The sequence below is a fragment of the Sphingomonas sp. genome, from assembly GCF_025362505.1.
GTDB lineage: Bacteria > Pseudomonadota > Alphaproteobacteria > Sphingomonadales > Sphingomonadaceae > Sphingomicrobium.
Genome location: NZ_JANYGG010000063.1, coordinates 23,858 through 33,283 on the forward strand (window position 1 = coordinate 23,858; position 9,426 = coordinate 33,283).

Sequence of the window (9,426 nt, forward strand, 5' to 3'; positions counted from 1 at the left end):
AAATTCACTTCGCCTCGACCACTTCGATCGGAAGCCCCGTCTTCTCCAGCTGCGGGCGGACCTTCGCGGCGTCGCCGACGACCACCCAGGTAAAGCCATTGGGGGCAATCGCGCCGCGGATCGCGCGGTCGAGCCCGGCCGCCGTCTGCGCCCGGTAGCGCGCGGCAAGTCCGACGTAGAAATCGTCGGGCCGGCCAAGCAAATCGGTGCGCATCATCGCCGCGAGCAGCGCCGCGCTCGTTTCGAACTGGCCTGGAAGCTGGTTGACGCTGTTGGCGATCGTAAGGCTCAATTCCTCCTCGCTGACCCCCTTGGTGCCGAGGAAATCGCCGATATCGCCGGTCAGCGCGATCAGCGAGTCACCGGTGCGATCGGCCTGGACCGGCGCCGAGACAGTGTAGGCAACGCCATTGGCGAGCAACTGGGCCGAGCTGCCAACGCCATATGACCAGCCCTTGCTTTCGCGCAGGTCCATGTTGAGCCGCGACAGGAAGCTGCCGCCGAGCACGTCGTTGGCGGCCTGCAGCGGAACCGTGTCGCCGCGCGGATCGACCGGCAGGAGCTGCCCACCGGCGATCGTCGATTGCGGCGCGCCGGGCCGGTCGACCAGCAAGATCCGCGACGCCGCCGGCCGCGCAGGAGGGGCGGTGAACGCCTTGACCCCGCGCGCCGCCGATGGTGCTGCCCATCCGCCGAAGCGCGCCTCCAGAAGCGGCTTGATGTCAGCCAGCGGGCGGTCCGAAACGACGAAGATCTTGGCCGTATCGGGCCGCAGCCAGCGCTGCTTGAAGCCGGCGAGATCGTCACGCGTGAATTTGGCGATCGCGGCGGGGTCGCCACCGGCTGGCCCGCCGTAGGGATGGCTCGGTCCATAAAGCGCGACCGGCAGCACGCGCTGGGCGACGCGGGTCGGATCCTTGAGTGTCTGGGCGATGCCGGTGAGCGCCTGGACGCGGACCCGGTCGATCTCAGCCGGGGCAAATGCCGGGTGCTGGACGATGTCGGTCAAAAGATCGATCGACGGCGCGAGATTGGGCGACAGCGCCGAAAGGGTGACAGTCGAGCGATCGGCGGTATTACCGGTGCCAATATTGGCGCCGAGCCGTTCCTCCGCCTCCGCCAGTTGCTGCGACGAGCGGCTGGTGGTGCCTTCCTCGAGCAGACCGACGGTCATCGCCGCAAGCCCGCGCTGGTCCGGCGCGTCGGCGGCATTGCCCGCGTCGAACGACAGCGCCAGCTGGGTCAACGGCACCGCGCTTCGCTGGGCGTAGACAATCGGGATGCCGTTCGCGAGGCTGGTGTGGACGATCGCGGGCCACTGCAGCGCGGTCAGTCGCCCAAGCGGCGGCAACGCGCGCGTCGGCTTGGGCGGCGCCTGCTCGGCCTTGGGCGCGGCGGGCTTGGTAACCTTCGTTTCGGCATAGGCTTCGCGCTGGCCGGGCGAGATCGAAATCGTCAGTGCCGGCCTGTTCAGCCATTGTTGCATCGCCGCGCGAACGCTGGCCGGGGTGACCGCGGCATAGGCTGCGAGCGTACGCTGGTAGAAGTTGCTGGTGCCGGCGAAAGTCTGCCCTTCCGCCAGGCTCACCGCCTTGCCGCCGAACCCGCCGACCTGCTCGAGCCCGCGGATGCGCCCGGCGACTTCGCTCGTCACGGCGCGCTGGACCTCGTCTGCGGTCGGGCCCCGGGCGATGAGATCGGCCATGATCGCGTTGGCCCGCGCGGCGACCTTGGCGGGGTCGGTCCCGGGCTTGGCGACGATCTGGGTCGTAAAGACACCCGCGCGCTGGAGCGGACTATAATTCGCGCTGACCTGGATCGCGATCTTCTCCTCGCGCACGAGCGCCTTGTCGAGCCGCGAGCTGGCGAGACCGCCCAGGATCGAACCACCGACATCGAGCGCCGCCATCTGCGGTGACAGCAGCCCGGGCACCGCCCAGTTGCGCGAGATGATCGTAAAGGCGAGCGCGTCCTTGAGCACCACGGTCTTGGGCGCGGCAAGCGTCGGCACCGTCGCCATCGCCGGGCGATTGACCGGGCCGCGCGCGATGGCGCCGAAATAGCGCTCGACCAGCGGGCGGGCCTTGGCCGCAGTGGTGTCGCCGGCGATAACCAGCACAGCGTTGTTGGGGCCGTACTTGTCGCGGAACCACTGCTTCACATCGGCCAGACTGGCCGCGTCGAGGTCGGCCATCGATCCGATCACCGTGTGGTGATAGGGGTGACCGGCGGGGAACAAATTCTCGTACAGCGCATATTGCGCGAGCCCGCCGGGCCGGCTGTCGCCTTGACGCTTCTCGTTTTGGACGACGCTGCGCTGGTTATCGAGCACGCCTTGCGACACCGCTCCCAGAAGGTGCCCCATGCGGTCGCTTTCCATGAACAGCGTCCGTTCGAGCGCGCCGGTCGGGACGGTCTCGAAATAGTTCGTGCGGTCGTTCGACGTGGTGCCGTTCTCGTCGGTCGCGCCGATTTGCTGGAGGAACTTGAAGTAATCGCCGGGCAGATTCTCCGAGCCGTTGAACATGAGGTGCTCGAACAGGTGCGCGAAACCGGTCTTGCCGGCGGGTTCGTCCTTCGACCCGACGTTGTACCAAGTGCTGACCGCGACCACCGGCGCCTTGTGATCCTCGTGGATGATGACTGTCAGCCCGTTGGCGAGGCGGAACATCGTGTGAGGAATGGCGACCTGGCGGACGAGACTCGATACCGGCGCGGCGGGTGCGACTGTCGCGGCGATCGACGGCGCCGAAAGCGCGGTGGCGCAGAGCAAGGCAAAAGTTTGGAAACGCATGGCGGAGCCCCTGAAACTTGTTCGTTGCCTGTCCCTAATGCCTTGCGCTCAGGGTGCAATTCGCTTTGTCAGGGACTGCCCGGCTTTTCGACCAAACGCAGATACCGTCGGTCAATCGCGGTCAGGTTCACGGAACCGGGATCGCCCCGCGCAGCATGTCGCCGATACCGAAGCGTTTCTTCTTGCGTGGCGGCTCGCCGGACCGTGGAGGCTCGCCGGACCGAGACGCATCGCCTTCCATATCGAGGCCGCGGATCATCGTGGCGGTGCTCTTGTAGCGCAACTTAGCGACCCACTTGGGTGCTTTCGGCGCCTCGGCAAAGCCGGCTTCGGGGCCATAGCCGATCATCGTCACCACCCCGTTGGGCGCGGCGCGGGCAACTTCAGCGGGGAGAAGGCACTCGCTGACGGACGATCCCAGCACCGCACCGGTGGCAAGCTGGCGGCGAACCTCGGCTGGCGAGAGATAATCCATGTCGGGGAAGCGGTTGGCCATGGTGGCGGATGACCAGATAATCATGTCGCCGCCCGCTTCGCTGCCAGCGCCTGCTCCGAACAGGCCGAGCGCATAGCCGGTCGCTTGCGACGCGAGCGTCCAGCCGAGCCGCCCCGCGCCCGACGGCAGCGCGCCATTCTCGCGCAAGCCGAGCGCCGGCATGAAGTCCTGGTTCGCGCCCAGTATGAAGCCGATCGGCGGGGCATAACTTGCCTCTACCCGGTGCGCGCCGACCAGCGAGCCGTTGCCGGGAACCGGTCGGTCGTCGCGGCGATTGGGCCACCGCGCGGCCTTCGGATCGAGCGTCGTGTGAGCGACCACTCGACGCGCGCCAGTGGCCATCGCCATCATCGCCGGCGAGACCTGGCCGGGTATCATCTTGGCCAAGTCGATGACCTGCGGCTGGTTCGGGCCAACATGCTCGCCGCAACCCCAATAGATCAGCAGCCGTCCCTTGGGCCGTTCGAAGCCGGTCGGCGTGTCGCGCGACGCCGCGACCGGCTCGGGCGGGAGCAGCGGCAACTGGGGCCCAAGGCCGAGGGTGGTCGGCGGCAGATGGTTCGCGGTCCCGGCCACCCCGTTGCGCGCCGACAGGCGAAGCTCGAGCGTTCGTACCGCCCCGCCGCCGCCGCCACTCATCATGTTCATCATCTGGCCAAGGCTCGGCCGGCCGGCGCCCATCCCCGCGCCGAGCCCGCTCATCGTCGCGACATCGACCGTGTAGGAGGCCAGCGGAGCCGGGGCCGGCGCGGCCCCGATTGTCGTCGTCGCGGCCAGCGCCGCCAACCAGGTCCCACGTGCCATCGATCGCTCCCCCGTACTGACCGGCTGATGTTAGCTCAAAGCCCCAACCGCGCCAACCGCGATCGGCACCTCGCCGGACTGGCCGCGCCCCCGCGCCTCTGCTAGCGGCGGCGGCAACATGACCGATCTCAAACATATCCGAAACTTCTCGATCATCGCGCATATCGACCATGGCAAGTCGACCCTGGCCGCTCGGCTGATCCAGGCCACAGGCGGCCTGTCAGCGCGCGAGATGACCGCGCAAGTCCTTGACAACATGGAGATCGAGAAGGAGCGCGGGATCACCATCAAGGCCCAGTCGGTGCGCCTTGAATGGGTCGCGAAGGACGGCGAGAACTACACGCTCAACCTCATGGACACGCCCGGGCACGTCGACTTCGCCTATGAAGTGAGCCGCAGCCTCGCCGCGTGTGAAGGCGCGCTCCTCGTCGTCGACGCCGCGCAAGGGGTCGAGGCGCAGACACTGGCCAACGTCTACCAGTCGATCGAGCACGACCATGAGATCGTCCCGGTCATCAACAAGGTCGACCTCCCCGCCGCCGAACCCGAGCGAGTGCGCGAGGAAATCGAGGAGATCATCGGGCTCGACGCGTCGGGCGCGGTGTTCGCCAGCGCCAAGACCGGGCTCGGTATCCCCGAAATCCTGCAGGCGATCGTCGACGTCATCCCCCCGCCCAAGGGCGACCGCGACGCGCCGCTGAAGGCGATGCTGGTCGATTCCTGGTACGACCCCTACCTCGGCGTCGTGATCCTGGTCCGGGTGATCGACGGGGTGGTCAAGAAGGGCCAGATGGTCCAGTTCATGGCCACCGGCAGCCAGCATCTGATCGACCGCGTCGGCTGCTTCCGCCCCAAGATCGACCAGCTCCCGGAGTTAGGCCCCGGCGAAATCGGCTTCATCACCGCGCAGATCAAGGAAGTCGCCCAGACCGCGGTCGGCGACACGATCACCGACGCCAAACGCCCCACCGCAAAGGCGCTGCCGGGGTTCAAGCTGGTCCAGCCGGTGGTGTTCTGCGGGCTGTTCCCGGTCGACGCCGCCGAGTTCGAGAAATTGCGCGACAGCCTGTACAAGCTGCGGCTCAACGACGCGTCGTTCAGCTTCGAGACCGAGAGCAGTGCCGCATTGGGATTTGGCTTTCGCTGCGGGTTCCTCGGGCTGCTCCACCTCGAGATCATCCAGGAGCGGCTGACCCGCGAATATGACCTCGACCTGATCACCACCGCTCCGTCGGTGGTCTACAAGATCGAGCTAAGCCATTCGAAGACGGAAGCCGCGCAGTCGATCGAACTGCACAACCCGGCCGACATGCCCGACATCAACCGCATCGTCAGCATCGACGAGCCGTGGATCGAGGCGACGATCTATGTCCCCGACGAATATCTCGGCGCGATTTTGAAGCTGTGCCAGGACCGGCGCGGGATCCAGAAGGATCTGACTTATGTGGGCCACGGCAAGTCGACCCGCGCGCAGATCAAGTATGAGCTGCCCTTGAACGAGGTGGTGTTCGACTTTTACGACCGGTTGAAGTCGATCAGCCGCGGCTATGCGAGCTTCGACTATCACGCCATCGGCAATCGCGAGGGCGACCTCGTCAAGATGAGCATCCTGGTCAACGCCGAGCCGGTCGACGCGCTGAGCATGATCGTCCACCGCGGCACCGCCGAAGCGCGCGGGCGGCAGATGTGCGAGCGATTGAAGGACCTCATCCCGCGCCATCTGTTCAAGATCCCGATCCAGGCGGCGATCGGCGGCAAGGTCATCGCCCGCGAGACGATCGCCGCGATGCGCAAGGACGTCACCGCGAAATGCTATGGCGGCGACGCCAGCCGCAAGCGCAAGCTGCTCGACAAGCAGAAGGAGGGCAAGAAGCGCATGCGCGAGTACGGCAGTGTCAGCATCCCGCAGGAGGCGTTTATTGCGGCGCTCAGGATGGGGGATGAAGGGTGAAGCCCCGAGCGTAAGGGAGGCTTCGCGCCAGCAAAGGCGAGCTTAGGCGGCGAGCGGCGGAAGCCCGGCCGGCGTGCGCCCGGGAAGCGAACCCGAAGGGCGACGCGGTCGACGTCACGGATTTGCCTCCGTGACGTCTTCTACTCCTTCCCTACCCCTTCCCAAGCTTCGATCTGCAGACCCGGGACGTCGCGAAAATCGCGTCCGTTGAACGTGATGAGCGTTAGCCCGTGGACCAGCGCCGTGGCGGCGATCATTCGATCGGTCGTCTTGCGCCGCGAATAGCCGATCGCCGCAACGATCTCGCGATAGGTGGCAATTTCGGGGGTACCGAAATCTAGCGTCTCGATCTGCTCGAGCATGCGGTCGAGGGCGCCGCGGCGAAGCATAGTTTCGTCGGGCTCGGCATAGGCGCCATTTTCAAGCTCTACCCGGCTGACGATCGACAAATGATGGTCTGGGCCGAGTTCGATCAACCGTTCACCGACTCTTATGTCACCATCGCGAAGGTGGATGGCAACGTTGGTGTCGATCAGAAAGCGCAAGCGTTTAGGAGCCGCGCCGCTCGGGCCACTCGATCGGCTGGCGCTTCTGCACCGATCCCGGCTTAGACATCGCGCCAAGGTCCTCGATCATTTCCCGAAACTTGCGCTGCTTCTCGTCGGGATCGTCTGCGAGTCGGGCAGTCAGCACATTGCCATGGCGGCTGACCATCATAAGTTCGTCGGGCCCGACATCGAGCGCTTTGGGCAAACGAAGTGCAATGCTGTTGCCGCTCCTGAACGTCTTGGTCTGGTGCTCGCCCACGGGTGAGGACTCCATATGATTGACGCGTATATACATTGAGAGCGAGTGCAAGTCCACATGCGCTTTGACCTGGTGCAAACGCACGATATCGAGCTGTAATGGCTAAAGGTGTTCTCCTCTATCGGAAGGATTCGAAATATAAGGACGAGCCATGGTCCTTTTATCGATTTCCCAAGAAGGACTATCAATCGCGAGCCCTACAGATGGTTGGCGATTGGGTTATCTTCCTTGAGCCAGTCAAGGCTGGACCGAGCGGGTATCATGCTGTCGGTCGGATAGAATCTATCGTTCCCGATCTCGCTGATCCAAAAATGAATCTCGCGATGATCGATCCAACCTCTTATCTCAAGTTCGAACAGCAAGTGCCGTTCAGCCGCAACAAGATTTATCCGGAACGCAGCGTGTTGAACGAAGCCGGCGCCGTTTCAGGGAGAGCGCAGTCGGCGGTTAGAGTCATACCTGCTGCGGACTTCAACAGAATCTTCGACCTTGGATTTGAGGCGGATCTCCAGTTACCTCGAACAGATAGCCGCGACTCGCTAGCATCGTTTGCCGAAGAGCAAATACCGTACGCATTCGAACAGGACCGAGTGCAAGTGCTCACGCTTCGCACGGTGAGAGATCGCGTTTTTCGTCATCATGTGCTGAAGGCGTATGACCGGCGCTGCGCCTTCACCGGATTCCAGTTCATCAATGGTGGCGGGCGGGCCGAGGTCGAGGCGGCGCATATCAAGTCGGTCGAGGCGAAGGGGCCTGACGTGGTGCAGAACGGGCTGGCGCTGTCAGGAACGGTACACTGGATGTTCGACCGGGGGTTGCTGTCGGTGGCGGACGACTCGGCGATCCTGCTGTCGAACCATATCAACGATGTCGACGGGGTGCGGAAGATACTGAACGCGGATGGCTATGCGCGGTTGCCCGGGGATGCGGCGAGCAGGCCGGATCCGGGGTTTGTGCGGTGGCATCGCGAGACGGTGTTCAAGGGCGCGGCGCTGGGGTGAGGATGGGGGACGCGGCCAGACGTGGTGCTCCCCTCGAATGGACATCGGTCAGACACCGGAAAAGTTGAAGTCGAGCCGCGTCGAATAGCCCTCGTTGCCGTGCGTCGCAGTCATCGTCCCGCCGAGCTGCCGCACCGACGCCCTTAGAATCTTGAGTCCCAGCCCGACGCGTCCGCCTGGGCCGATTGCTTCGACCTCGCCTTGCTCGGCGTCATCGCTGCACTCTAGCCGATAGCCCGCGTCCGCCACCCGCTTGCCACTCAAGTCGATCGTTCCCGACGACCGCTTGAACGAATGCTTTAACGCATTCGCCGCAAGCTCGTTGACGATCGTTGCCACGATCGATGCTTCCCGCGACACGACCGGCACATTTTCGAAACTGCCTACGACAGTGACTTCGGCTGGAAGCGTCGAGTTGATCAGTCCCACCACCTTGTCGAGGTACGGCCCAAGCTCGATCAGTTCGTTGGTAGCGTCCATCGCCAGATGCTCGTGGAGCGCGGCGACGATGTTGATCTGGCGCGCTACCCGTTCGAGCGAGTCGCGTGCTTCGTCGTTGCCCAACGCCGATCGCTCAAGCGAGACGAACCCGCCGATCAGCTGCAACGAGTTTTTGACCCGATGGTCGATCTCGCTGCGAAGCACCGCCTCGTTGGCGATGACGGCCCGCAAGTCGAGCTGGGTCATGACCTGATCGGCAAGAACCCGCAGGGCATCGCGCTGTAACGGGCTGAGCGTCCGCGGCTGATTGTCGAGCACGCATAACGTGCCGATCGGATAGCCGCCCTTCGACTTGAGCAACGCGCCAGCGTAGAAGCGCAGTCCCGGGTCGGCGAGGCACAAGGGATTATCCGCCATCCTCGCATCGGCCAGCGTATCGGGGATTTCGACGAAATCGTCTTCCAGAATCACATGAGCGCACAACGACGAGGCGAGCGGCGTTTCGCGCACCCCAAGGCCGGTTTCCGCCTTGAACCATTGCCGCGTCTCGTCGATCAAGTTGATGACGGATATCGGGGCGTCGCAAATCCGCGAGGCAAGCATCACGATATCGTCGAAATCCGATTCCCGTGGCGTATCGAGGATATCATATGCGCGCAGCGCTGCCAGGCGGGCAGCTTCGAACGGATGAGGCTGGGCTTTCATGCGAGGTACCGAGCGCAAGCTAACCCAAAACGCAAGGGCTTAGGGGAAGCGTTATTCAAATCGATCTCCGCTTTGGGTAGGCCGCAGTCGTGGCACGCGTGCGTGGCTCGCAGCTGCCCTGCCAAACATCGAGCAAGCTTCGGAATTTTCAGCGTTTTCGCCCCGGACCGTTCGGGCCGGTTTCAGCCAACTCCGGAAACGTCACTCACCGACAGGCGGCACGCTGGCGCACCTGCCACGAAAAGGCGGCCCGGCAGTGTGCCGAAGCCACCTTCGATAGCCTCGCCAAGTCGGACCGTTTAATAGCCACGGTAGCGGTGGTGGCGAACGCGGATGGTGCGATAGCCGTAGGTACGGTTGTAGCCGTAGCCGTTGTTATAGCCGTTGTAGCCCTGCGGCTGGGCGTAACCATAATAGCCGTTGTTGT

Annotated in this window: 7 protein-coding genes; 2 read left to right on the forward strand and 5 right to left on the reverse strand. The window is 64.3% G+C overall.

What is annotated here, in order from left to right:
- Nucleotides 1-4 precede the first annotated feature (4 nt).
- Both Q0R27_RS05590 and Q0R27_RS05595 read right to left on the reverse strand, forming a co-directional pair.
- Nucleotides 5-2,794, reverse strand: a complete 2,790-nt coding sequence (locus tag Q0R27_RS05590) for a pitrilysin family protein (RefSeq protein WP_293941983.1) — start codon at nt 2,792-2,794, stop codon at nt 5-7.
- Between the two features lie 127 nt (nt 2,795-2,921).
- Nucleotides 2,922-4,094, reverse strand: a complete 1,173-nt coding sequence (locus Q0R27_RS05595; protein ID WP_293941987.1) for a hypothetical protein — start codon at nt 4,092-4,094, stop codon at nt 2,922-2,924.
- A 118-nt stretch (nt 4,095-4,212) separates the two neighbouring features.
- Here Q0R27_RS05595 and lepA point away from each other — a divergent pair, with 118 nt between their 5' ends.
- Nucleotides 4,213-6,045 carry a translation elongation factor 4 gene (lepA, locus tag Q0R27_RS05600; protein ID WP_293941990.1) on the forward strand — a complete coding sequence of 611 codons (1,833 nt, stop codon included), beginning with the start codon at nt 4,213-4,215 and terminating at the stop codon, nt 6,043-6,045.
- Nucleotides 6,046-6,185: 140 nt separating this feature from the next.
- Here lepA and Q0R27_RS05605 read toward each other — a convergent pair whose 3' ends face one another.
- Both Q0R27_RS05605 and Q0R27_RS05610 read right to left on the reverse strand, forming a co-directional pair.
- Nucleotides 6,186-6,668, reverse strand: a complete 483-nt coding sequence (locus Q0R27_RS05605; protein ID WP_366079915.1) for a PIN domain-containing protein — start codon at nt 6,666-6,668, stop codon at nt 6,186-6,188.
- Nucleotides 6,595-6,852 carry a hypothetical protein gene (locus Q0R27_RS05610; protein ID WP_293941996.1) on the reverse strand — a complete coding sequence of 86 codons (258 nt, stop codon included), beginning with the start codon at nt 6,850-6,852 and terminating at the stop codon, nt 6,595-6,597. The genes Q0R27_RS05605 and Q0R27_RS05610 overlap by 74 nt, the downstream gene beginning before the upstream one ends.
- Nucleotides 6,853-6,950: 98 nt before the next feature.
- Between Q0R27_RS05610 and Q0R27_RS05615 the strand changes: the two genes are divergently transcribed.
- Nucleotides 6,951-7,853: an HNH endonuclease gene (locus tag Q0R27_RS05615; RefSeq protein ID WP_293941998.1), complete on the forward strand. Its 903-nt coding sequence runs from the start codon at nt 6,951-6,953 to the stop codon at nt 7,851-7,853.
- Between the two features lie 48 nt (nt 7,854-7,901).
- Here the strand turns inward: Q0R27_RS05615 and Q0R27_RS05620 are convergent, their stop codons facing one another.
- Nucleotides 7,902-8,999 carry a histidine kinase dimerization/phosphoacceptor domain -containing protein gene (locus Q0R27_RS05620; RefSeq protein WP_293942001.1) on the reverse strand — a complete coding sequence of 366 codons (1,098 nt, stop codon included), beginning with the start codon at nt 8,997-8,999 and terminating at the stop codon, nt 7,902-7,904.
- Between the last annotated feature and the right edge of the window lie 427 nt (nt 9,000-9,426).